A 21,912-nucleotide genomic window follows, 5' to 3' on the forward strand; every position below is an offset into this window, starting at 1 on the left:
GACCGGCTGGTCGGCAAGCTGCCGCCCGCGCCCGCGCCGACCCCGGCGGTCCCCGTCGGCACCCGTGCGGCGTCCACCCAGGCGGCTGCGATCGACGATCCGACAGTCGCGGTCAGCACCTTGCCGGCGGCCGCGCCGGTGGTGGCCGCGGCACGCCCATCCCCCGTTGTGGCGCCCACGCCTTCGCTGCAGCAGCAGGTCGGCAACGTGCTGCTGCAGGTGGCCAGCTTCGCCAGCCGCGACAACGCCACCCGTGCGCTGGGCAAGCTGTCCGCGGCCGGCATCGTGGGCGCCAGCATCAGCGATATCGTCAGCGGCGACCGCACCCTGTGGCGGTTGCGGGTGTCAGCGACCGACCACGCCACCGCCTCGGAACTTGCAGGCCGCATTGCCGGTCTGGGGTTCGGGTTGCCGCAGATCGTCAAAGACTGAATGCCTCCCGCCGGGCGCGCCTGCGTCCGGCCTCCCCATGGGCCTACAATGGCCGTCCCCTGTAATCCCCTTGGCGCCCTTCTGGAGCTTGCTGTCCGATGAAATTCCGCTTTGCCGCTGCTGCCATGGCCACGACCCTGTTCGTGGGCATGGTCTCCGCCCAGACCCCTCTGCCGACCCCGGCGCCGGCACCCGCTCCTGCCGCCGCCGCCCCGGCCTCCGTCGCCATCCCGCCGGCCCCCAAGCCCAGCGTGTCCAAGGCCTGGATCCTGATGGATTACGCCACCGGCCAGGTGCTGGCCGGCGAGAACATCAATGAACAGCTGGCCCCGGCCAGCATCACCAAGGTGATGACCTCGTACGTGGTCGCCGCCGAAGTGAAGAACGGCAAGGTCCGTACCGACGACCAGGTGATGATGAGTGAGCGTGCCTGGCGCGAAGGCGGCGCCGGCACCGACGGCAGCTACAGCGGCTTCCCGGTCAACCAGACCGCGCGTCTGGAAGACATGGAAAAGGGCATGGCGATCCAGTCGGGCAACGACGCCGCCATCGCGCTGGCCGAACACGTGGCCGGTAGCGAAGAAGCGTTCGCCTCGCTGATGAACAATTACGCCGCCAAGATCGGCATGAAGGATTCGCACTTCGTCAACGCGCATGGTCTGAGCGCTCCGGGCCACCACACCACCGCCTACGACCTGGCCCTGCTGGGCCGTGCGTTCGTGCGTGACTACCCGGAGACCTACGCCTACAACAAGGTGAAGGAATTCACCGTGGGCAGCATCACCCAGCCCAACCGCAACCTGCTGCTGTGGCGCGACCAGAGCGTGGACGGCATCAAGACCGGCCACACCTCCGAGGCGGGTTACTGCCTGATGAGCTCGGCCCAGCGTGGCGACCAGCGCCTGATCGCCGTGGTGCTGGGTGGCAGCTCGGAAAAGCAGCGCGCCGATGACAGCCTGGCGCTGCTCAACTGGGGTTTCCGCTTCTTCGAAACCCACCGCATGTACGAGCCGGGCAAGGCCGTGGCCGAGCACAAGGTGTGGAAGGGCAAGACCCCCACGCTGCAGCTGGGCGTGGCCCAGCCGCTGCTGGTGAGCGTGCCGCGCGGTCGTTACAACGACCTCAAGCCCAGCATCGACGTGCCCAAGACCCTGGAAGCGCCGTTCACGGCGGGCCAGCAGGTCGGTACGCTGAAGGTCACGCTGGACGGCAAGGTGGTGGCGCAGGCCCCGCTGGTGGCCGTGGCCGCGGTGGAAGAAGCCGGCTTCTTCAAGCGTTTGTGGGACAGCTTCTGGATGTGGTGGGAATCGGAGTAAAAGAGAGGCCCGCTTAACGCGGGCCTTTTTTTTGGGGAGAACCCGACGGGGTAGAGCCGACTGTTAGTCGGCTGCCCTCCGTTCCAACGTCATGAACACCTGACGCGCGGCTTCGTTTGATTGTTCAACCCGGCTTCAACCCTGCAGCGTTCAGCCCCCTGGCTCCGGACGCTTGTGCCGCGCGTTGGGCTTAAGCCGACTAACAGTCGGCTCTACCCAGTCGGCTCTACAGCAGGTCGCTATAGCGACCTGCTGATCGTGAAGGACCCATAGATCGGCGACTGGTCCTGTAGGTCGAACTCGCGGGTGCTGTGGTAGCGGGCGAGGGCGAACTTCCAGCGGTTGTACATCACCGCCAGGCCATACCCGCCTTGGGCGACCCAGTTGCGCTTGTCCACGCTGTGGCTGTTGCGGAAGGTGTTGCCGTCCAGCGTGATGTCCCGGATCACCCAGGCAGCATCGGAGGTGGCGAACAGGTGGAACGACCACCCCGTGGGCTTGCCGCCGCGCGTGGGCGCGGTGTTCTCACCGGCCGGGCGCAGCGGGGTGCTGCCGAAGTCGTCGGGCAGCTTCCAGCCGAAGCGGACTTCGCCACCGGCATTGAGGTGGGTGGCCAGGTTGCCGACCGCGCCGCCGTAGTGGCTGATCGCATCCCAGCCCCAACCGCTCAGGTTGTCTGTGGCATCGGCCGGCCAGCGGCGCATGCGCTCGTGGGTGAGCATGAACACCGGCTCGTTGTGCAGCTGGTTGTCCCAGCCCTGGAACTTCTCGTCGCCCAGCAGCTCGTGCACCGCGTTCTGCACCTGTTTGCCCTGCGCCCAGGGCCCCACCACGCCGAGCGCCAACTGCGTGGTCTGCAGGCGGTCGCCACGGCGGGCGTTGTAGCCGAAGCTGCCGATCAGCACGCCGGCATACGGCCGGTCGTCCTCGATCAGGTCTTTGCGGGTGAAGTCGGTGGGGGTGAAGATGCCCTGGGCCAGGCTGAAGATCATGTTCTGCTGCTCGAACTCGCCGGGGGCCAGGCGTTCGAGGTGGCGGTTGACCCAGCGGGCCAGCCGGGGCAGGCACGGATCGTCGGTGTAATCGACCAGGTTGGGCGAGACCAGGGTGATCTGGGCGCCGTTGGTATAGCCCTGGTCCTGGTCCGCGCCGCCGAACAGATCGTTGTCGACGCGGAAGTTGATCTGGGGCGGGTGCTCGCGCATCGCGTCGGGCCCGCATTGTTCGGCTGCCTGTACTGCAGGCACAGCTGCTGCAAGAACACCGGCGAGTGCGGCCGGCAACGCGTATCGCTTCAGAAGCATGAAGTTCCCGCTGAATGGTTTGTAATCTTGTAAGCGGCAGCAGCGTAGTCAGGGTGTGAGGCCGGGGCCAGCGCTGCGCACGCATTGCTGCGTTTTGCTGCTGAAGGCCGATTTTCACGTGGCGTTGGGCGCAACTGTGCACACGATTGCGCACCGCTTGGGTTCGGGCGCATCCGTCCCCATAATCGCGGTCATGGAAATCAAGTCTGACAATCCCGAACACGGCTTCCAGTTCCCCGGTCAGTTCGAGCTCAGTGCGATGGGCTCGGCGAACATCGGACTGGAGCACGACCTTCCACTGCTGCTGCAGGCCGCCGGCATCCAGGTGCTCAAAGAGCGCATCACCTGGAAGACCTCGTCCAACGGCAAGTACGTCTCCGTAAAGCTGGTCTTCATGGCGGAAACCCGTGAACAGCTGGACACGGCGCATGTCGCGCTGCGCGACCACCCGGAAGTGAAGTGGACGCTGTAGCCAGCTGCGATCTGAAGGCCGCCCCGGGCGAGCGCCCTGCGCTGCCGGCGGTGGTGCGCGACCTGGGCCGGCAGCCCTACGCGCCGGTCTGGCATGCAATGCAGCGTTTCACCGATGCGCGCACCGACGACACCCCCGACGAGCTGTGGGTGGTGGAGCACGACCCGGTGTTCACCTTGGGCCAGGCCGGCAAGGACGAACACGTGCTGGCGCCGGGCGACATTCCGGTGCTGCACGTGGACCGCGGCGGCCAGGTGACCTATCACGGGCCGGGCCAGATCGTGGTCTACCCGCTGCTGCAGCTGCGCCGGCTGGGGATCGGGGTGCGCGATTACGTGTGCCGGATCGAGCAGGCGATCATCGACACGCTGGACGAATGGAATATCGGCGCTGAACGGCTGGACGGGGCGCCCGGGGTGTATGTGGGCGGGGCCAAGGTGGCCGCGCTGGGCATCCGGGTCCGCCGTGGCTGCACGTTCCACGGGCTGGCCTTCAATGTGGCCATGGACCTGGAGCCATTCCACCGCATCAACCCCTGCGGCTACCAGGGGCTGCAGGTGACCTCGATGGTAGACTTGGGGGGACCGTCCGGCATGGCGGCCGTCAAGCCGGTGCTGCTGGGCCATCTGGCCCGCCAGTTCGGACTGGACCTCCAGCCTGCCGATGCTTTGCCCGATCTGACTGACGCGGCCTGAGTGCCGCCGACCAAGGCCATGACTGAAACCACCGCTCGCATCATTCCCCTGCAGGTCGTGCAGGGCGACACGCCGTCCGCCGCGCCGTTGCAGGCCGGTGTCAAACAGCTGGGCGGTGACAAGATCGGCCGCTCGCCGGTGCAGTTCGCCGACGCGCCGGTGCTGCGCAAGCCGTCGTGGATCCGCGTGCGGATTCCGTCCGGCAACGCGGTGCAGACGCTGAAGGCGAAGCTGCGCGAGAACCGTCTGGTGACGGTCTGCGAGGAAGCCAGCTGCCCGAACATCCACGAGTGCTTCAGCCACGGCACGGCCACGTTCATGATTCTGGGCGAGGTCTGCACCCGGCGCTGCTCGTTCTGCGACGTGGCCCACGGCCGGCCGAAGCCGCCGGACGCGGGTGAGCCGGCCAGCCTGGCGCAGACGGTGGCCGACATGGGCCTGAAGTATGTGGTGGTGACCAGTGTGGACCGCGACGATCTGCGCGACGGCGGTGCCCAGCACTTCGCCGACTGCATCGGCGCGATCCGGGCGAAGTCCCCGAACACCCGCATCGAGGTGCTGACCCCGGACTTCCGCGGCAAGGGCCGCATGGAGCGGGCGCTGGACATCCTGGCGACCAACCCGCCGGACGTGTTCAACCACAATATCGAAACGGTGCCGGACCTGTACCGCAATGTGCGGCCGGGTGCGGATTACCAGTGGTCGCTGACGCTGTTGAAGAACTTCAAGGCGCAGCACCCGGGCATCGCCACCAAGTCCGGCATCATGCTGGGCCTGGGCGAGGAGATGGACCAGGTGCGGGCGACGATGCGCGACCTGCGCGCGCACGACGTGGACATGATCACGATCGGCCAGTACCTGCAGCCGACCGCGCATCACCACCCGGTGCTGCGTTACTGGACGCCCGAGGAATACAAGGAGCTGGAGGTCTACGGCTACGAGCTGGGCTTCAGTCACGTGGCCTCGGGCCCGATGGTGCGCTCTTCGTACCATGCGGATGTGCAGGCCAAGGGGGCAGGCGTCGCCTGACCCCGGGCGGCGCTGGCGCGGCCGGGCAGGGCGCCGTAGAGCCACGCCATGCGTGGCTGTTCTTCGTTCCGAGGTCATGAACGCCGGATCGGCGGCTTCGGTTGGGTCTAAACGCCGGTTGGGTGGTCGCGAACGGTGTTTGGTCGGCTTCGGGGGGGTGTGCCGCGCGCTGCGCGGTGGCCACGCATGGCGTGGCACTACGAATTGTTACGGGCCCATTGGGACCCGGATACATCACCACGGGTTCCGGATACCCCCGTGGCCTCTGACACCCCTCCCGGCCTGAATGCCTGCCGACCGCCGAATGGTTCAGGCCGCTGCGCGGTTTCGCCCGAAAACCCCATTCCCTGCGGGAATTCCGCGTCATTCACAATTTGATACAGCGCCGCGTTTAGGCTGGAAATCCGCGTTCTGACGCGGTGGATGACAAACCCCGCAACTTTCGGCACTGTCGTGTGGTCTGATCCGCACGCAGTCTCCCCGTTGGCAAGGTGCCATGAGCAAGTCGATGAAACTCAAAGTTCCCGCATTCCTGATGGCCCTGGCGCTGACCGCGCCGCTGGCGCTGGCTGCCTACGCCGATTCGCCGGCATTGCCGTCGGCGGCGACGCCCGACCAGGTGACGACCTCCAAGCTGGTCTACGGCCTGCTCTCGGACAGCCGCTATGCCTACCGGCCGCGCGCGCTCGACGCGGCGACCTCCAAGGACGTGTTCAAGCGCTACCTGGAATCGCTGGACGGCAGCAAGCAGTTCTTCACCCAGGCCGACATCACCAAATTCGCGCCGTTCGAGGCCAATATTTCCTCGGCGATCCGCGGCGGTGAGCTGGAGCCGGCCTTCCAGGTGTTTGCGGTCTACAAGCAGCGGGTCGGCGAGCGGGTGGGTTACGCGCGCAAGGTCCTCAAGCAGGACTTCGATTTCAGCACCGACGAGCGCTTCGAGTACGACCGCAAGGACGTGCCGTGGGCCGCGAGCAGCGCCGAACTGGACGACCTGTGGCGCAAGTCGGTGAAGAACGACTGGCTGCGGCTGAAGCTGGCCGGCAAGCAGCCGGCCGAGATCCGCAAGACGCTGGACAAGCGCTATGCGCAGCTGGAAAAGTCGGTCAACGAGCTGAAGGGCGAGGACGTGTTCCAGTTCTTCCTCAACGCCTATACCAGCGCGGTGGATCCGCATACGGATTACTTCACCCCGCGCACGGCCGAGAACTTCAACCAGGCCATGTCGCTGTCGCTGGAAGGCATCGGCGCGCAGCTGCAGCGCCAGGACGACATGGTGGTGATCCGTGAGGTCATCGCCGGCGGCCCGGCGGCGGTCAATGGCACGCTCAAGCCGGGCGACCGCATCGTCGGCGTGGGCCAGGGCAAGTCGGGCCCGGTCGAAGACGTGATCGGCTGGCGCATCGACGACGTGGTGGCCAAGATCCGCGGCAAGAAGGACACCCAGGTGCGGCTGGAATTCATTCCGGCCGAGGAAGGCGTGGACGGCAAGCACCACATGCTGGTGCTGACCCGCCAGAAGGTGCGCCTGGCCGAACAGGCCGCCAAGGGCGAAACGCTGACCATCCCGGCCAAGGACGGTGAGCCGGAGCGCCGGGTGGGCGTGATCAAGCTGCCGACCTTCTACCAGGACTTCGAAGGCCGCCGTCGCAACGCGACCGACTACGCCTCGGCGACCCGTGACGTGGCCAAGCTGTTGGCCGGCTTCAAGAATGACAAGCTCGACGGCGTGGTGCTGGACCTGCGCAACAACGGCGGCGGTTCGCTGGACGAGGCAATCGAGCTGACCGGCCTGTTCATTGAACAGGGCCCGGTGGTGCAGGTGCGCGAATCCGGTGGCCGGGTCACGGTCAACAACGATCGCAGCGAAGTGGTGGCTTGGGACGGTCCGCTGGCGGTGCTGATCAACCGCGGTTCGGCCTCGGCCTCGGAGATCTTCGCCGGCGCCATCCAGGACTACGGCCGCGGGCTGGTGATCGGTGAGACCACCTTCGGCAAGGGCACGGTGCAGAACATCGTCGACCTGGACCGCTGGCCGAGCGGCGAGACCCAGCGCTACGGCCAGGTCAAGCTGACCATCGCGCAGTTCTTCCGCGTCAGCGGCAGCAGCACCCAGCACAAGGGCGTGGTGCCCGACCTGGCGTTCCCGGCCAGTGTGGACGCCAGCGAGTTCGGCGAAAGCACCTACGACAATGCGCTGCCGTGGACCCGCATCGCCGCCGTGCCGCACACCCAGTACGGCAACTTCGGCCCGCTGCTGCCCAAGCTGGAAACGCGGCATGCCTCGCGCATCGCCGCGGACAAGGAATTCCAGTGGTGGAATGAAGACGTGCAGCAGTTCCGCACCGAAGCCGCCAAGAAGTACATCTCGCTCAACGAGGGCGAGCGCCGTGCCGAGCGCGAGCGCCAGGACACCCAGCGCAAGCAGCGCCAGGCCATCCGCAAGGAACTGGGCCTGGACCTGGACCCGCTGGCCGACGACAGCAATGACGACGGCCTGACCGGCAACGAGCGCGACATCGTCAAGGACGCCGCGCGCGAGAAGGCCGCCGAGAAGCGCCCGGACCCGCTGCTGCGTGAGTCGGCCGCCATCCTGGCCGATGCGGTGAATCTGCTCGAGCAGGACCGCCCGCTGTCGGCGCAGGTGCTGCCGCAGTCGACCGCGGCGGGCCGCTGGGCCGACTGATGATCGCAGGGCGCCGGCCCCGACCGGTAGGTCACGACTGTTAGTCGTGACCGGCGTGAACCAACCGAAAACGAAGGGCCGGCGGAAACGCCGGCCCTTCGCGTTTAGACCCCGCGCATACGCGGCCGGGCCTATGCTGGGGCGATTCCCTCCTGCAGGAGCGCCCATGCGGCCTTCCCATGCACTGGCGGCCAGCCTGCTGGCCGTATCCCTCAGCGCCTGCGGCGGCCGTGCGGCCGACAGCACGCTGCTCCGCGAATCCTTCGATTCGGGGGATACCTATTCGCGCACCGTCCCCGGCACCCCCGCCCAGGCCTGCGAAGCGGCGCGGCGTACGCTGCTCAGCCAGGGCTACGCCATCGCGCGTGCCGATCCGGATGGGGTGGAAGGCAACAAGAACTTCCAGCCGCGCGAGGACGAACACGAGCAGCTGGTGCTGCGCATCTCGTGTGCGCCACGCGGCGATGAGGCGCTGGTGTTCATCAGCGCGGTGCAGGACCGCTATGCGTTGAAGAAGAGCCCGACCTCGGCCAGTGTCGGCGTGGGTGCGCTGGGCTCGGTGTCGCTGCCGTTCGGCAGCAACGACGATTCGCTGGTGAAGGTGGCCAGCAGCACCGTGCAGGACGCGGACTTCTACCGCCGCTTCTTCGCCCGCCTGCAGCAATACCTGCCGGCCGCGAAGGCGGGTACGCCGGAGCCGGTTCCGCCGGCAGCGGCGACGGTGCCGGCGACGGTGCCGCAACCACAGCCGCAGCCGCAGCCGCAGCCGCAGCCGCAGCCGACCGTCTCCGAGCCCGCACCCGTCCCCGTCCCCGCGCCAACGCCTGCGCCAACGGCCGATACGCCGATCCCGGCGAACTGAGCAGGCGCGCAGGGTGCCACGCGCGCGTCTCCGTTCCTGGTGCCGTGCGCATGCCGCAGGCGCGGCACTGGTCGCATTGCTCTGCGTCGGGTCAGTCGCGGGCAGTGAGGCAGATGCGGCCGATTGCCTGCAGCCACTGCTGGAGCGCCTGGGCTGGCAAATAGACGTCGCCGCCATCGATGCACCGCGTGTGCACGGTGGTCCGGTCTGCGAACGTGCCGACCTTCGCCAGGCACAGGCCGCAGGCGACCTGCGGGTGGAGCTGCCGCGGGCGTGGGCGGCCGACCAGCGCCAGCGCTTCCTGCAGACGTTGGTGGACGATCCGGCCACGGTCTGCGCGTATGCATTCGTTCTGGGTGAGGCGACCCGGCGCGCCGCTACCCAGTTGCAGGACAACCCGGGCTACCGGTTCTCTGCCCTGCAGCTGGGCTGGATCGGGTTTGGCGTGGGCGGTTCGCGTGCGCAGGGCTGGGAGGGCTTCCGCAGCCTCGGCCGCGGCTACCAGCCGGCAGGGAGCAACAGCGCGGCCCTGCAGGCGTTCTACGACGGCCGGGTGCGCAGCGAATGCGGCGTGGGCCGCCAGGTCGCGCAGTTGGCGACGCAGCGCGAACTGTATGGCGATGCCGCCTTCGATACGGCATTCACCCCGGGTGAGCTGTCCATCGGCACCTTCCTCACCCTGCACGACACCGACAGCATCCTGCTCGGCCACCACGCGGGGGAGTTCCTTGCCGACGGCAAGGCGGTGCGCACCGCGCAGCGCGGCCGCCAAGCGTTCATGGGCGCGCCGGGTTTCATCGAACACGTGTTCGACCGCGTGTATCTCGACGACATCAACAACCAGGCCGAGAACTTCGTCATCGTCGACGTCAGTGCTGCAGCGGTCGACGCACTGCGCTCGCATGGCGGATTCGCGTATTACGACCGCATCAACCACCGCATCTGGGAACTGGCCAGCCGCATGCCCGGCCCGGGCCTGCGCCGCTTCGAGCGGCTGCTGGCCGAGCGCGACCCCGAACTGCGCGCCGCGTTGCCGGCCGACCAGCAGCCGCTGCTGGCTGAACTGGACCGGCTGCTGGACGATCCGTTCTACCGGGAGTTCGTGATTTATGTGCACCCACGCGGTATACGTCCCGTGGGCTATTACATCGCACGCCTGCTCGACCGCAATCCGCGCACGCCGTTCGCGTTCGAGCTGGGCCTGCACAACCTGCATACCACGCTGTACCGCCGCTGGATCGACACGCAGCTTCGGCAGTGCGCGGCAGCAACGATCTATTCGCAAACCGAGCAAAGGTGAGTCATGGACATTGCAATGATTGGACTGGGGCGCATGGGCGCCAACATGGCCGAGCGGCTGCACCGCGGCGGCCACCGCGTCATCGGCGTGGATCCCGGTGAGGCGGCACGTACCAGCGCCGCCGCGCGTGGCTTCCAGGTCAGCGCCACCGCTGCCGAGGCGCTGGCCGCGCTGCCGGTGCCGCGCGTGGTGTGGCTGATGGTGCCGGCCGGCGAGGTGGTGGACCAGACCCTGGCCGCGCTGTCGCCGCACCTGTCCGAAGGCGACGTCGTGATCGATGGCGGCAACTCGTACTACAAGGACTCGATGCGCCGCGCAGAGCAGTTGCTTGAAGAGGACGTGGCCTACCTGGATTGCGGGACCAGTGGCGGCGTGTGGGGCCTGCAGGAAGGCTACAGCCTGATGATCGGCGGCGATGCCGCTGCGGTGGGGCAGGTCGAGGCGATCTTCCGCACGCTGGCGCCGGCCGAAGACCGTGGCTGGGCGCACGTGGGGCCGAGCGGCGCGGGGCACTTCTGCAAGATGGTCCACAACGGCATCGAGTACGGCATGATGCAGGCCTACGCCGAGGGCTTCGCGATCATGCAGCGCAAGACCGGGTTCGACCTGGACCTGGGCAAGGTGGCCCAGGCGTGGCAGCACGGCAGTGTGGTGCGTTCGTGGTTGCTCGACCTCAGCGTGGAGGCGCTGGAGCAGAACCCGCAGCTCGACGGCATTGCCCCGTTCGTGTCCGATTCGGGCGAGGGTCGCTGGACCGTGGCCGAGGCGATCGACCTGGATGTCTCCGCGCCGGTGATCACCCTGTCGCTGCTGGAGCGCCTGCGCTCACGCGAAAAGAATTCGTACAGCGATCGCATGCTGTCGGCGCTGCGCAATCAGTTCGGCGGCCACGCGATGGTCAAGGAATGATGCGGGACCACGAATGACCGGTGGCAATCGGCGGTAGGGTCGGTTCCCGAACGACTGCACGGAGGGATGATCGGCACTTGGACGCATGACCTTCGCCGGCGCGATGTCTCCGATGAGGTTCATGCCCCACCGCTCTGATCAGCCGTATCGGCAGTTGATCGGGATGCAACCCTACCCGCCGATCGCCTCGTCGGCAAAGAGGGCGGATTACCGCACCGCCGGATCGCCTCGTCGGCAAAGAGGGCGGATTACCCCACCGGCGGATCGCCTCGTCGACGCAGAGGGCGGATTACCCCAGCTGCACGCGCCGGCCGCTGTCGGCGCTTTCGCGGCCTGCTTCCAGCAGGCGCATCAACTGCAATGCTTCCTCCGTGCTGACCGGCGCATCGCCGACCCCCAGCATCGCATCGCGGAACGCCGCATAGAACCGCCGGTAATCGCCCAGCGCATTGTCCACGCTGTGGCGTTGCGCGTGCCCCTCGTCATCGACCCGTACGATCTGCCCATGCAGCGGGTCCAGGCCCCAGCCCGGTGCGCCGGGCGCGGTGCCCTGGCGCAGCTGGTCTTCCTGCACGTCGCGGCCGTCCTTCAGATAGCTGCCCAGGCTGCCATGCACCGCAAAGCGGGGTGCCGATGCCGCCACCAGCGAACCGGCATGCACGATCGCGCGCAGGCCCGGGTAATGCAGCACCGCATGGAAGTAGTCGTCGCTGCGCGCACCCTCGCGCTGTGCGGCGATGTCCGCGCTGATCGCCTCGGGCCAGCCGAACAGCTGCAGCATCTGGTCGAGCAGGTGCGGGCCCAGGTCCATCCACAGGCCGCCACCCGGTGCGTCACTCTCGCGCCAGCGGTCGCGTACCTGCGGGCGGAAACGGTCGAAGTGCGAATGGCATTCGGCAATGCGGCCCAGCGTGCCCTGTTCAACGACGGCGCGCAGGCTGAGGAAATCCGCATCGAAGCGTCGGTTCTGGAACACGCTGACCACGCGGTCGGCATCACGCGCGGCGTCGACCACCGCGCGCGCCTCGGCGCTGCTCAACGCGAAGGGCTTGTCCACCAGCACATGCTTGCCCGCGCGCAATGCGGCCAGCGCCAGCGGCGCGTGCTGCGCGTTGGGCGTGGCGATCACCACCGCGTCCACCGCCGGGTCGGCCAGCAGCGGCGCCACGTCGGCATGCACATGCACATCGGTGAAGCTGCGCAGCAACCGGTCGCGCTGCGAACTGACGATGCTGTGCAATGCCAGCCCCGGGGTGTGCTGGATCAGCGGCGCATGGAATACGCTGCCGGCCAGCCCGTAGCCGATCAATCCCACCTGCGCGATCGTGGTCATGTCATGTGCCTGTTGCGGAGCCTGCGCTAAGGGTAAACGCGAATGATGCAGTGCGGAAATATGAACGGTTTTCGGACAACTCCTAAAGGTTCACGGCAGCGTGATGCGGCGGCGACGCCCCCTGTACACCCTTACCCGGACACTGGCCACACACACCAGGAGACACCGCACATGACCAACACCACCCGTAATCTGCTTGCTGCTTCGCTCGCCTTCGGCATGCTGTTTGGTACCTCGGCGGCGATGGCAAAGGATCCGCCGAAGACCACCGATCACAGCGCCATGACCCATGCCGACACGCATGAGTCGGCCGAGCCGGTCACCGACACCTGGATCACCACCAAGGTCAAGAGCGACCTGGTCACCAGCAAGGGCGTACCCGGCACCGAAGTAAAGGTTGAAACCGTGAACGGCGTGGTTTCGCTGTCCGGCACCGTGGCCACCAAGGCCGAGCACGACAACGCCATCGCCAAGGCGAAGGCCATCAAGGGCGTCAAGAGTGTCGATGCCAGCATGCTGAAGGTCGCCACCGCGGCTGCCAAGCGCTGATCGACGCAGCACCGGAACACCAAGGGGCGCGCCGCAGGGCGCGCCCTTTTTTATTTCTACAGCACAGCTTCGACACGCAACGCCGCCTTCACGGCAGGCCGTGCTCCAACTCGCTTCACATAGGCCGGCAGTGCAGGCCAGCGGCTCAGGTCGATGGAGAAGAACCTGCACCAGCCCAGCACGGTGAACAGGTACGCATCAACCACGGTGAAAGACGCGCCCATCAGGTAGTCCTGCTGGGACAGAGAGGCTTGCAGGAATTCGAACCGCCTGAACAACTTGTGGCGGAAGAACGTCTTGGCTTCCTCGGGTAGCGCGGTGTTGAACAACGGGGCCGAACCTGCATGGATCTCGCTGGTGACGAAGCTCAGCCACTCCTGCAGGCGCACCCGTTCCCAGCTGCCGGCCGCTGGAGCCAGGCCGGTTTCCGGCTTGAGATCGGCCAGGTACTGCACGATGGCCGGGCCTTCGGTCAGGACTTGGCTGTCGTCCAGCTCCAGTGCGGCGACGTAGCCCTTGGGGTTGAGGGTGCGGAAATCGCGGCCATCGGCAGTCTGCTTGGTCGTGTTGTCTACCTTGACCAGCTCGAATGGCAGGCCGAGTTCGCGAAGGACGATGTGTGGGGAAAGCGAGCAGGTGTATGGGGCGTAGTACAGCTTCACGGGGACTCCGGGGACGTTGAAAAACCAGTGGCGCGGCAGGTTGCGCCGGGCCACTGTGCTTGCCAGAAGAGGCCCTGTAAAATTAATGTTCAATTTCTTATGTATTAGTTGAGCTACTTCTATTCATGATGAACCTCCTGCATTGGCGTCTGATCGTGGCCGTGGCCGACGCAGGCAACATCTCGCGCGCCGCAGAGCGCGTGGGCATCACCCAGTCAGGTGCCAGCCAAGCCATTGCCCAGTTGGAGGCATCGCTGGGTTTCCAGGTATTCACACGCGAGCGGCGGCATATCGGCGTCACGGCTCTGGGTGAGCAGGTCATCGAACACGCGCGGGCGATGCTGGAGCGGCTCGACGCGATCCGCTTGCTGGTCGATGACAGCAAGGGATTGAGTGGTGGACGCATTCGATTGGCGAGCTTTCCATCAGTGATTTCGGTGCTGCTCCCCGGTTTGCTGCGGGACTTCCAGCGCCGTCATCCCGGCATCGAGCTGGTGGCACTGGAAGGCACGGACGAGGAAGTGGAAGACTGGCTGGCCGCAGGCACCGTGGAGTTGGGCGTGGTGCTGAACCCCACGCCGGACCGGGCCGCGATGGTGCTGGGTCGCGATGCCTGGGTGGCAGTGCTGCCGGTCAACCATCCGCTGAGGTGCCGTGCCAGTGAGAGGGGCGTTACCTTGGAAGAACTGGCCGAACAGCCCTTCATCCTCGCCACCGGCGGCTGCGCCGCGAATGCGAAAAGCCTGGTTGAACACGCGGGCCTGCATCTCTCGGACGTGCGGGTGACGGTGCGCGACTGGACCAGCGCCTGCATACTGGTGCGTGAAGGCATGGGCGTGGCGTTGGTGCCTGAATCAACGTTGCCCGATGACCAGCGTGGCCTGCGCGTGATGCCGCTGGTGCCGGCGATACACCGCACGTTTGGGCTGGTGTGCTCGGCTGCCGGGAAGGCGTCGCGGCCGGTACAGGCGCTGCTGGAAGGACTGCCAGGATGGTCTCGTCAGTAGCAGACGATGGCGGGTGCTCGGCAACAACGTTCGACTTGATGCTTCTCTGCACCAAGTACCAGACGGTGGTGATTCATCAAGGAAATCGCGCGCTGTCCGGTCTCGTCCCGTATTCACGTTCGCGTGGAGTATATTCAGGACTTCGCCCCTGCGGGCGTCGTTCCGGAACCGGGGCGCTGCAGGCAGGGAGGGGGACATGCGAGCTGACGAGGGTCTATGGCGCTGGTTTTCAGTGATGAACTCTGGGACCGCTGGCGGTTGCCGGCCCTCGGCCTGGCGGCTGTTGCCATCATCGTGGTGCCATGGCTGACCCTGCGCAAACTCGCCGACGAGAATCTGGACGCGATGCGTTGGGTGACCCACACCCAGGACGTCGGCGTCGCGGTTTACCAGCTGCAGGCCGACGTGCGCGACGTGGAATCGGCCGCGCTGACGATGTCCAAGGGCATCGACGCCCCCGGCCTGCGCGAGCGTCTGGGGCAGGCCCGCTACATCCCGCAGCGGCTGGCCCGGCTGACCGAGCTGACCCGCGACAATCCCGAGCAGCTGGTGCTGGTCGGCCGCATCCAGTCGCTGCTCGACCGGCGCATGGAGCTGGCCATGCAGCTGGCGCGTTCCAAGCCCGACGACGACCAGCGCCAGCTGGTGCAGGACCTCACCACCCGTTACCCGATCCGCGGCCTGATCGAGGAACTGCAGACGCGCGAGGAGCAGCTGCTGAGCCAGCGCTCGGCGATGTTCGCCCAGCAGCAGCGGCAAAGCGAGCTGGTGTCCTGGAGCGCGTTGCTGGTGCAGCTGCTGCTGCTGGGCCTGGTGCTGTGGCTGCTGCACCGGCAGATCCTGCACCGCGCCACGGCCGAGCGCGCCACCCGGCGCGCCTCCGCACGCGCCGCCTCGGTGCTGCACACGGTGCGCGAGCCGATCGTGCTGCTTGACCGCGAACTCCGGGTGCAGCTGCACAACCCGGCCTTCGCCGAGCTGTATGGCCTGCCCGATGATGAGACCACCGATGGCCGCGTGCTCGATACCTTGGGCGGCGGCGCGTGGAGCGATCCGGCCGTGCGCCAGCGGCTGATGGACGTGCTGCTGCGCGGGCGCGAACTGTGGGACTTCGAGCACGAACAACGCACCGACGATGACCAGGTACGCACCATGCTGATCAACGCGCGGCGCATGCCACTGCCCGACCGCGACGATGAAGTGGTGCTGATGACGGTCAGTGATGTCACCGTCCAACGCGCCGTGCAGCAACACGTGGAAGAGCTCAACCGGCAGCTGGAAGGCAAGGTGGAGCAGGTGTCGGAGGTCAACCGCGAGCTGGAAGCCTTCAGCTACTCGGTCTCGCACGACCTGCGCGCGCCGCTGCGGCACGTGGCCGGCTTCTCGGACAAGCTGGCGCGGCACCTGGGCGAGGGCGCCGATGAGAAGTCGCGCCATTACCTGGATGTGATCGCCGGTTCGGCCCGGCGCATGGCCGCATTGATCGACGACCTGCTGGTCTATTCGCGGCTGGGGCGCGCCGCGATGCGTCTGCAGGCGGTGGACATGCAGTCGCTGGTGGCCGACACCCGCGCGCTGCTCGATGCCAACCTGCAGAGCGACGCCGCACCCGGCAGCGTGGCGCGCCGGGTGGAGTGGAACATCGCCGCACTGCCGATCCTGGTGGCGGACGAAAACATGATGCGCCAGCTGTGGCTGAACCTGCTGGGCAACGCGGTGAAGTATTCGGCCAACGTCAACCCGGCCCGGATCGAGGTGGAACACGAGCGCCAGCCCGACGGCAGCCACCTGTTCAGTGTGCGCGACAACGGCGCCGGCTTCGACATGGCCTACGCCGACAAGTTGTTTGGTGTTTTCCAGCGCCTGCACAAGGCCAGCGAGTACCCCGGCACCGGTATCGGCCTGGCCAGCGTGCGCCGGGTACTGGCCCGCCACGACGGCCGCATCTGGGCCGCCTCGGCCGTGGGCGAGGGCGCCACCTTTCACTTCCTGCTTCCTTCCTCCCTTGATGCACTCAACAAAGGCCCCGTCGCATGACCGCACTTCGAACCATCCTGCTTGCCGAGGACAGCCCAGCAGACGCCGAGATGGCCATCGATGCGCTGGAGGAGGCGCGCCTGGCCAACCCGATCGTGCACGTCGAGGACGGCGTGGAAGCGATGGACTACCTGCTGCGCCGCGGCGCCTTCGCCAACCGTGAGGAAGGCCTGCCTGCAGTGCTGCTGCTGGACATCAAGATGCCGCGCATGGACGGGCTGGAAGTGCTGCGCGAGATCCGTACCACCGAGGAACTCAAGCGCCTGCCGGTGGTGATCCTGTCGTCCTCGCGCGAGGAGAGCGACCTGGCCCGCAGTTGGGACCTGGGCGTGAACGCCTATGTGGTCAAGCCGGTGGATGTGGACCAGTTCTTCGGCGCCGTGCAGACGCTGGGCAAGTTCTGGGCGCTCATCAACCAGGCACCCGAGGTCGAGTGATCCCATGCCGCTGACCGGGCCATTGTTGGGACATCTGCGCATCCTGCTGGTGGAGGATTCGCCGGAAGACGCCGAACTCATGTGCGAGCAGATGCTCGACGCGGGGCTGGAGGCCAGCTTCGAGCGGGTGGAGACCTCGGCCGAGCTGCGCGAGGCCCTGCTGCGTTTCGCGCCGGACATCGTGCTTTCGGACCTGGCCATGCCGGGATTCTCCGGCAACCAGGCGCTGGAGATCGTGCGCGGCTGGCATCCGGACGTGCCTTTCATCTTCGTGTCGGGCACGATCGGCGAAGAGAACGCCGTGGCCGCGCTGCACCAGGGCGCCAACGATTACATCATCAAGCACCAGCCCGCGCGGCTGCCGTCGGCGGTGGCGCGTGCGGTGCGCGAATCGCGCGGCACGATCGACCGCCAGCGGGTGGAGGCCGAGCTGATGCGCGCGCAGCGGCTGGAGAGCCTGTCGCTGCTGGCCGCCGGGCTCAGCCATGATCTGCGCAACATCCTGCAGCCGCTGCTGATCATGCCCGAGCTGCTCAAGGCGCGGACCGATGACCCGCATCTGCACCACCTGGCCGACGTGATCGCCGAGTGCGGGCGGCGCGGCCATGAGATGGCCGAGTCGATGCTGTCGTTCGTGCGCGGCTCGCGCAACCCGAGCGAGCGGATCCAGATCGCGCACCTGTTCGAGGCGATGGAGCTGCTGTTGCGCAGCAACCTGCCGCCCAAGGTCAGCCTGCACCTGGAGGTGGCCGAGCCGACCCTGGCGGTGGATGCGAACTACACCGAACTGCAGCAGGTGCTGTTGAACCTGGCGTTGAACGCGATCCAGGCGATGCCGTCCGGTGGGCGGCTGAGCCTGCGCGCGTTCGGCGAACGCGACCTGCAGGGCCAGGAATGGCTGCACCTGTCGGTTGCCGACGAGGGCGTGGGCATGAATGCCGAAGTGCTCTCGCATCTGTTCAATCCCTTCTTCACCACCAAGCCCAATGGCACCGGCCTGGGCCTGGTGTCGTGCAAGCGCATCATCGAAGGCGCGCAGGGCAGCATCCGGGTGGACAGTTCGCCGGGCGTGGGCACGCGCTTCGACCTGTTGCTGCCGATGCGGGCATTGCCGGCCGAAGTCGTGCCGCTGGAGCTGCCGGTGGCCGCCGGTACCGGTCAGTCGATCCTGGTGGTGGATGGTGAGGTGACGCGGTTGTCGCTGCTGGGCAACGCGCTGTCCAGCCAGGGGTACCACCTGCAGCTGGCCTCCGACGGCGGCGCCGCGCTGCGCTGGATGCAGCAGGAGGCGATGCCTGCGCTGGTGATCGCCGACGCCGGCGCCAAGCTGCTGTCGGCCAGCCATCTACTGGGTGCGATGGCGGCGCTGGGTTATCGCGGTCCGGCGCTGGTACTGGAGGAGGCCGACGTCACCGTCTCACGCACGCGCTTCCCGGCCGGGATCAGCGTGCATGTGCTGCGCAAGCCGCTGGAGATGCAGCAGGTGTTCCGTTCGGTGGCGGAGGCGTTGGCGGGGTAGCGAGCTACCCCGTTTCCCACGGGAAACGCGGTAGGCTCGCTACCGCCTGTTCCAATCGCCGTGACCAGTTGCCGTGGATCTCGGCATACAGGGGGCTATCGCCGGCCAGGCGCATGCGCTGGGTGATGCGCAGGTCGCCCGCGCGCAGCAGCACCAGGTCCACCGGCAGGCCGACCGACAGGTTGGAGCGGATGGTGGAATCGAGCGACACGATCGCGGTCCGCGCCGCGTCGTCCAGCCGGGTCTGCGGGCGGATGATGCGGTCCAGGATCGGTTTGCCGTACTTGGACTCGCCGATCTGCAGGAACGGCGTCTCCGGGGAGGCGGCGATGGCATTGCCCAGCGGGTAGATCATGTACATGCCGGGGTGCTCGCCGCCGACCTGGCCGCCCAGGATCAGCGTGGCCTGGGTGTTGACCCCATCATGGCCGTGCTCGGGGGTGCTGGATTTGACCTGGCTGTCCACCAGCACCCGGCCCACGTACTCGGCGACCTCGAACAGGTGGCGGTAGCTGCGCAGGTTTTCCGGCCGCTGTTCTTCCACGTCGCGATGCAGGCGGGAGATCAGCAGCTGGGTGGTGGCCAGGTTGCCGGCGGCCATGATCACGAAGGCGGCCTCCCCCGGAAACTCGAATTCGTGCAGCTTGCGATGCACGCGTACGTCGTCCAGCGACGCGTTGGTACGGGTATCGGCGGCGAAGACCAGGCCCTCATCCACCGCAATGCCGACGCAATAGGTCATGTCGGTGTCCTATGATGTGCACCCCGATTCTATGCGCTGGCCATGTTGGCCCCGTGTGGATTCGCCCCTACGTACGCTGAATATCATGACCACTGTGCTCCTGAGCCTGGGCAGCAACCTGCAGCCGCAACAGCATCTTCACGCCGCGGTGGCCGCGCTGCGCGAGCGTTTTGGTGCGATCCGGGTGTCGCCGGCCTACCGTACCGCCGCCGTGGGCTTCGACGGCCCGGCCTTCCTCAACAATGCGGTGGCCCTCGAGACCGACATGCCGCTGGAGGCGCTGGACCCGTGGCTGCACGCGCTGGAAGACGCCCATGGGCGCGACCGCAGCGGGCCGCGTTTCAGCGACCGTACGCTGGACATCGATGTGGTGTTCTACGGCGACCTGATCGTGGAGGGCCCCGGCCATCTGCGCATCCCGCGGCCCGAGCTCAAACATGCGTTCGTGCTGAAGCCGCTGGCAGACATCGCGCCGGACTTCATCGACCCGGTCAGCGGCCTGCCGCTGGCCGCCTTGTGGCGCGCACATGCGCAACACGACGACGCGTTCGAGGTGGTCGAGCTGTGACGACCAACGGTCGTCACCTACCATCAGACGGGGTTGCCCGGTAGGTATCGACCGTTGGTCGATACCTACCGGAAGTCACGACAACATCCGCCCGCCATCCACCCGCAGGGTATGCCCGGTCACGAACGGGGCGTCATTGACCAGCCAATAGACGGCCTCGGCGATCTCTTCCACCGTCCCGGTGCGGCCCAGCGGCGTACGCGCCAGCAGCGCCTGCTGGGCGTAGTCGTCCTTGCCCTGTTCCGGCCACAGGATCGCGCCGGGCGCCACGGCATTCACCCGCACCTTGGGCGCCAGCTCCAGCGCCAGCGAGCGGGTGATCATCTCCAGCGCGGCCTTGGCGGCGGCGTACACCGGATGGTCGCGCATCGGCTGGGTGCCGTGGAAATCGGTCAGATTGACGATGCAGCCCTGGTGGCGGCGCAGCTGCGGCGCGGCGGCCTGGGCCAGCAGCAGCGGGGCGCGGGCGTTGACCGCGAACAGGTCGTCCCACTGCGCGGCGGTGATCTGGCCCAGCAGGGTGGGGTAGAAGTTGGAGGCGTTGTTGACCAGGGCGTCCAGCCGGCCGAACTGGGCCACCGTCTGTTCCACCAGGTCGGGCAGGGCATCGGCATCGCGCAGGTCGGCCTGCAGCGCCAGCACGCTGCCCGGGCGCAGCATGTCCAGGTCGAAGGCCATCTGCTGCAGCTCGGTGGTGGAGGTATGCGCGTGCAGCACCACCGACCAGCCACAGGCGTGGAACTGGCGGGCAATGGCCGCGCCGATGCGGCGCGCGCTGCCGGTGATCAGCACGACGGGTGTGGTGGCGGTCATCGGGGCTCCTTCCTGCTCGGCTATGCTGTGCATTGTCACCGCAATTGCCCGCGCCATGCATTCCTCACTGCCCACCCCCGATACCGACGCCCTGGCCCACAGCGACCAGCTGGCCGATGCGCTGCGCGCGGAGATCCTCGCCAACGGCGGTGCGATGCCGTTCGCGCGGTTCATGGAACTGAGCCTGTATACGCCCGGCTTCGGCTACTACAGCGCCGGTGCCAGCAAGTTCGGGGCGGCCGGCGATTTCACCACCGCGCCCGAGATGGGACCGCTGTTCACCGCCACCCTGGCCAACGCCATCGCGCCGGTCATGCAGCAGCTCGGCCCGAAGGCGCGGTTCCTCGAGCTGGGCGGCGGCAGCGGCGCCTTCGCCGAGATCCTGCTCAAGCGCCTGCTGGAACTGGATGCGCTGCCCGAGCGCTACGCGATCCTGGAACCCAGCGCCGACCTGCGCGAGCGCCAGCGCGAGCGCCTGGAACAGGCGCTGATTCCGCCGCTGTTCGCGCTGGTGGAGTGGCTGGACGGTCCGTTCGACGACGACTGGGACGGCATGGTGTTCGCCAACGAGGTGATCGACGCGCTGCCGACCCCGCGCTTCCTCGCCCGCGACGGCATGGTCTACGAAGAGACCGTGGAACTGGATGCCGAAGGGCAGTTCATGCGCGGCGCGCAGCCGGCCGATGCCATGCTCACCGCAGCGGTGCGTCACCTCGAACGCTACCGCGAGAAGCCCTTTGCCGATGGCTACCGTTCCGAACTGCTGCCGCATCTGCCGTACTGGATCCAGGCGGTAGCCGGTGGCCTGAAGCGCGGCGCGATGCTGTTCGTCGACTACGGCTACCCGCGCAACGAGTATTACCAGGATGATCGCGACGACGGCACCGTGCGTGCGTTCTACCGCCACCACGTACACAACGACGTGTTCCGCTGGCCCGGCCTGCAGGACCTGACCGCGTCGGTGGACTTCACCGCGCTGGCCGAGGCCGGCACCCACGCCGGGTTCGAGCTGGCCGGTTACTCCACGCAGTCCAGCTTCCTGCTCGGCAACGGGCTGGATGCATTGCTGGCGCTGGCCGAAGCGCGCTCCGACGAGATCGGCACGCTGCGCCTGCGCGAACAGGTCAAGAAGCTCACCCTGCCCAGCGGCATGGGCGAGCGCTTCCAGGTGATGGGGTTCCAGCGTGACGTCGATTTCGAGGCTGCGTTCCAGCTCGGCGACCTGACCTGGCGGCTCTGA

Annotated in this window: 21 protein-coding genes; 16 read left to right on the forward strand and 5 right to left on the reverse strand. The window is 67.2% G+C overall.

The genetic code is table 11. The annotated features are described in order from the left end of the window. Both ACREPD_RS03755 and ACREPD_RS03760 read left to right on the forward strand, forming a co-directional pair. The coding region (locus ACREPD_RS03755; RefSeq protein WP_431598054.1) for an SPOR domain-containing protein at window positions 1-432 on the forward strand (432 nt) is incomplete at its 5' end. Window positions 433-530: 98 nt separating this feature from the next. After that, window positions 531-1,748, forward strand: a complete 1,218-nt coding sequence (locus ACREPD_RS03760; RefSeq protein WP_421569205.1) for a D-alanyl-D-alanine carboxypeptidase family protein — start codon at window positions 531-533, stop codon at window positions 1,746-1,748. Between the two features lie 239 nt (window positions 1,749-1,987). Here ACREPD_RS03760 and ACREPD_RS03765 read toward each other — a convergent pair whose 3' ends face one another. After that, a complete protein-coding gene (locus ACREPD_RS03765; RefSeq protein WP_431598055.1) occupies window positions 1,988-3,052 on the reverse strand; it encodes a lipid A deacylase LpxR family protein in 1,065 nt (354 codons plus the stop codon). Between the two features lie 193 nt (window positions 3,053-3,245). On the opposite strand from ACREPD_RS03765, the gene ACREPD_RS03770 reads away from it, so the two are divergent. The 7 genes from ACREPD_RS03770 to gnd all read left to right on the forward strand — a co-directional run bounded on the left by ACREPD_RS03770 (window position 3,246) and on the right by gnd (window position 11,005). After that, entirely contained in the window at window positions 3,246-3,524 is a 279-nt protein-coding gene (locus tag ACREPD_RS03770; RefSeq protein WP_421569207.1) for a DUF493 family protein, read from the forward strand. Beyond that, window positions 3,512-4,219 carry a lipoyl(octanoyl) transferase LipB gene (lipB, locus tag ACREPD_RS03775; protein WP_421569208.1) on the forward strand — a complete coding sequence of 236 codons (708 nt, stop codon included), beginning with the start codon at window positions 3,512-3,514 and terminating at the stop codon, window positions 4,217-4,219. The genes ACREPD_RS03770 and lipB overlap by 13 nt, the downstream gene beginning before the upstream one ends. Window positions 4,220-4,237: 18 nt before the next feature. After that, window positions 4,238-5,248 (forward strand): lipoyl synthase, encoded by a 1,011-nt coding sequence (gene lipA / locus ACREPD_RS03780; protein ID WP_431598056.1) that lies wholly within the window; start codon window positions 4,238-4,240, stop codon window positions 5,246-5,248. A 508-nt stretch (window positions 5,249-5,756) separates the two neighbouring features. After that, on the forward strand, window positions 5,757-7,934 hold the full coding sequence (locus ACREPD_RS03785; protein WP_431598057.1) for a carboxy terminal-processing peptidase: 2,178 nt from the start codon (window positions 5,757-5,759) through the stop codon (window positions 7,932-7,934). 166 nt (window positions 7,935-8,100) lie between these two features. Beyond that, window positions 8,101-8,796 carry a DUF2242 domain-containing protein gene (locus ACREPD_RS03790; RefSeq protein WP_431598058.1) on the forward strand — a complete coding sequence of 232 codons (696 nt, stop codon included), beginning with the start codon at window positions 8,101-8,103 and terminating at the stop codon, window positions 8,794-8,796. Between the two features lie 13 nt (window positions 8,797-8,809). Next, on the forward strand, window positions 8,810-10,096 hold the full coding sequence (locus ACREPD_RS03795) for a hypothetical protein (RefSeq protein ID WP_431598059.1): 1,287 nt from the start codon (window positions 8,810-8,812) through the stop codon (window positions 10,094-10,096). A gap of 3 nt (window positions 10,097-10,099) precedes the next feature. Then, window positions 10,100-11,005, forward strand: a complete 906-nt coding sequence (gene gnd, locus ACREPD_RS03800) for a phosphogluconate dehydrogenase (NAD(+)-dependent, decarboxylating) (RefSeq protein ID WP_431598060.1) — start codon at window positions 10,100-10,102, stop codon at window positions 11,003-11,005. A gap of 289 nt (window positions 11,006-11,294) precedes the next feature. Here gnd and ACREPD_RS03805 read toward each other — a convergent pair whose 3' ends face one another. Beyond that, window positions 11,295-12,338, reverse strand: a complete 1,044-nt coding sequence (locus tag ACREPD_RS03805; RefSeq protein WP_431598061.1) for an oxidoreductase — start codon at window positions 12,336-12,338, stop codon at window positions 11,295-11,297. Window positions 12,339-12,509: 171 nt separating this feature from the next. On the opposite strand from ACREPD_RS03805, the gene ACREPD_RS03810 reads away from it, so the two are divergent. After that, the gene (locus ACREPD_RS03810; RefSeq protein ID WP_431598062.1) at window positions 12,510-12,887 is read left to right on the forward strand and encodes a BON domain-containing protein; all 378 of its coding nucleotides are present in this window, start codon (window positions 12,510-12,512) and stop codon (window positions 12,885-12,887) included. A 56-nt stretch (window positions 12,888-12,943) separates the two neighbouring features. On the opposite strand, the gene gstA is transcribed toward ACREPD_RS03810, so the two are convergent. After that, window positions 12,944-13,549: a glutathione transferase GstA gene (gene gstA / locus ACREPD_RS03815; protein ID WP_431598063.1), complete on the reverse strand. Its 606-nt coding sequence runs from the start codon at window positions 13,547-13,549 to the stop codon at window positions 12,944-12,946. Window positions 13,550-13,674: 125 nt separating this feature from the next. On the opposite strand from gstA, the gene ACREPD_RS03820 reads away from it, so the two are divergent. The 4 genes from ACREPD_RS03820 (at window position 13,675) to ACREPD_RS03835 (ending at window position 18,549) form a co-directional block, all read left to right on the forward strand. Further along, window positions 13,675-14,556, forward strand: coding sequence for a LysR family transcriptional regulator (locus ACREPD_RS03820; protein WP_431598064.1), 882 nt, complete (start codon window positions 13,675-13,677; stop codon window positions 14,554-14,556). 216 nt (window positions 14,557-14,772) lie between these two features. Continuing rightward, window positions 14,773-16,593, forward strand: a complete 1,821-nt coding sequence (locus ACREPD_RS03825; protein WP_431598065.1) for a sensor histidine kinase — start codon at window positions 14,773-14,775, stop codon at window positions 16,591-16,593. Continuing rightward, window positions 16,590-17,030 (forward strand): response regulator, encoded by a 441-nt coding sequence (locus tag ACREPD_RS03830; protein ID WP_431598066.1) that lies wholly within the window; start codon window positions 16,590-16,592, stop codon window positions 17,028-17,030. Before ACREPD_RS03825 ends, ACREPD_RS03830 begins: the two co-directional genes overlap by 4 nt. Window positions 17,031-17,034: 4 nt before the next feature. Beyond that, window positions 17,035-18,549 (forward strand): ATP-binding protein, encoded by a 1,515-nt coding sequence (locus tag ACREPD_RS03835; RefSeq protein ID WP_431598067.1) that lies wholly within the window; start codon window positions 17,035-17,037, stop codon window positions 18,547-18,549. A gap of 4 nt (window positions 18,550-18,553) precedes the next feature. Here the strand turns inward: ACREPD_RS03835 and ACREPD_RS03840 are convergent, their stop codons facing one another. Next, window positions 18,554-19,291, reverse strand: a complete 738-nt coding sequence (locus tag ACREPD_RS03840; protein ID WP_431598068.1) for a 20S proteasome subunit A/B — start codon at window positions 19,289-19,291, stop codon at window positions 18,554-18,556. Window positions 19,292-19,376: 85 nt separating this feature from the next. Here ACREPD_RS03840 and folK point away from each other — a divergent pair, with 85 nt between their 5' ends. Continuing rightward, window positions 19,377-19,859, forward strand: coding sequence for a 2-amino-4-hydroxy-6-hydroxymethyldihydropteridine diphosphokinase (folK, locus tag ACREPD_RS03845; protein ID WP_431598069.1), 483 nt, complete (start codon window positions 19,377-19,379; stop codon window positions 19,857-19,859). Window positions 19,860-19,934: 75 nt separating this feature from the next. On the opposite strand, the gene ACREPD_RS03850 is transcribed toward folK, so the two are convergent. Continuing rightward, window positions 19,935-20,672, reverse strand: a complete 738-nt coding sequence (locus ACREPD_RS03850) for a pteridine reductase (protein ID WP_431598070.1) — start codon at window positions 20,670-20,672, stop codon at window positions 19,935-19,937. Window positions 20,673-20,727: 55 nt separating this feature from the next. Here ACREPD_RS03850 and ACREPD_RS03855 point away from each other — a divergent pair, with 55 nt between their 5' ends. Beyond that, window positions 20,728-21,912, forward strand: coding sequence for a class I SAM-dependent methyltransferase (locus tag ACREPD_RS03855; RefSeq protein WP_431598071.1), 1,185 nt, complete (start codon window positions 20,728-20,730; stop codon window positions 21,910-21,912).

The organism is Stenotrophomonas sp., assembly GCF_050737075.1.
Lineage (GTDB): Bacteria > Pseudomonadota > Gammaproteobacteria > Xanthomonadales > Xanthomonadaceae > Stenotrophomonas.